The sequence below is a fragment of the Streptomyces sp. NPDC005070 genome (genome assembly GCF_053600395.1).
Genome location: NZ_JBSFZS010000443.1, coordinates 1 through 1,733, shown reverse-complemented (window position 1 = coordinate 1,733; position 1,733 = coordinate 1). Strand labels below are relative to the sequence as shown.

At 71.5% G+C, this 1,733-nt stretch carries 2 protein-coding genes and 1 pseudogene; all 3 read right to left on the bottom strand.

Going from position 1 to position 1,733, the window contains the following annotated elements:
- On the bottom strand, window positions 1–307 hold a 307-nt coding region (locus ACWEBX_RS40065), incomplete at its 3' end, for a YkvA family protein (RefSeq protein WP_451889625.1).
- Window positions 308–406: 99 nt separating this feature from the next.
- Entirely contained in the window at window positions 407–1,303 is an 897-nt protein-coding gene (locus tag ACWEBX_RS40060) for an MBL fold metallo-hydrolase (protein WP_451889624.1), read from the bottom strand.
- A 51-nt stretch (window positions 1,304–1,354) separates the two neighbouring features.
- Window positions 1,355–1,669, bottom strand: a pseudogene (locus ACWEBX_RS40055) (hypothetical protein); the annotation flags it as partial.
- Window positions 1,670–1,733 lie beyond the last annotated feature (64 nt).

The window sequence follows — 1,733 nt, the reverse complement described above, 5'->3', positions numbered from 1 at the left end:
CGCGCAGGGTGGCGGAGGCCGGCGGGCGGAGCGCCCCGGAGGGTACCGCCGAGCGCAGCGAGCGCAGGGCGAGCAGCATGACGCCGATGTCGTCCAGGTAGACGGGGTCGGGCACCAGGTCGGTGGGCAGCAGGAGGTAGGCGACCGCGCCCCAGAACACCCAGCGGGGCCCGGTCGGCAGTCCGGCCCGCCGCAGATCACGGCGGGTGCGTACGAGCCGGCGCAGAAGCACCAGGGCCACCGCGAGCGCGGCGGCGGCGAGCACCGCGGCGATGACGAGGACCAGGGTCCACGAGGTCGTATCCATGCGTCCGTCCAGAGATGTCGTCGTATGCGCTTTCTTCCCGTGTGCCCGCTCGCGCCCCGGCTATCGCCCCCGGGCGGGGCCGTCCGGGCGCGCGTCCCCTCATTCCGGGGTGTCGCGGCGGCAGATGACGAAGTCGTCGAAGACGTGCCGGCCGGGCCGTGAGCCGGCCGACTCGACGGCCCGGCGGATGTCCAGGAGCTGATCCGTGGTCATCTCGAGCGGTGGCTCGTCCGGCTGGTAGGTGGTGCGTACGGGGTAGTCCCGCCCCGGTTCCCGGGTCATCTCGATGTGGCAGCCGAGTACGTGCGTGACGGGGCGGCGCCCGCAGAAGTCGACGAGCCGGTCGACGGTACGGGTGAAGGCCGGCCAGTCCTCGACGTACAGGCGTCCGGGATAGACGGTGTCGCCGGTGAGCAGGAACCCGGTCCAGGGGTCGAAGAACGTCACCGCGGCCTCGTGGTGCCCGGGTGTGGCCAGACACTCCAGCACCCGGCCGCCGAGGTCGACGCGCGCGACGGCGTCGGGGTCGTCGTGGAACCCGAAGAAGTCCCAGGCGCCGCCGAGGGACGCGTCCACGACCTCGGTGCCGGGACGGCCGGTGAACTGGCCGTCCCCGGCGATGTGGTCGCCGTGCGGATGGGTGTGCAGCACCAGCAGCCCGTAGTCGTCACGGGGATTTCCCGTGAGCCAGGAGTCCATCAGCTCGTCGACGACCCGGCGCAGCGGGAAGTGGTCGGCCGAGGCCGTGGCGCCCGTGTCGACCAGGACGGCCCGCTCGGTCCCGAACAGCAGGAACATGAAGGGCGCCTCGTAGTCGATCGCCATGTTCTGGCGAAGGATCACCGTGTGCTCGTCGTAGGCGTGGACCTGGATGTCGGGGTCCGTGTTGTGCTTGGCCGAGGACGAGCCGTGGATCCACCGCACGTCGAGCGGTGGGGCCGGCACGGAGGCATCGCCTCCACGGGCGCCGTCGGTCTGCTGTCCGGCACTGTCCACGCTGTCTCCCTCGGCCTCGGTCCCGCCGGGCCAGTGGCGGGCCCCTGGACCTCAGTGTCGCGGGTGCGCGTGGTCCACGAGTGCCTGGGACACTGTACGGATGCTCCGGGCGATGTGCTGGAGCTGCATCACCTCGGCGGCGTACATCTTGATGGAGTGCTCGATGACGCCCTCCTGCAGGCCGAGGCCGGGCAGCTCGGAGCGGGCGGTCTGGAGTGCCGTACGGGCGACCCGTATCTCCTGCTGCACCTGGAGGTGTGCGTGGCGGGCGAGCAGGACGGGGTGCTTGTGCAGGACGGGGTAGCTCGCGTAGCGGCTCGGCACCAGCTCGCGCAGCCATTTCACCGCCGATCGCTCCCAGTCGAAGTACGCCGATCACCTCATCCGCATCCCGGCCACCCCCACCCTGCTCCAGCCGCTGGTGTCGACG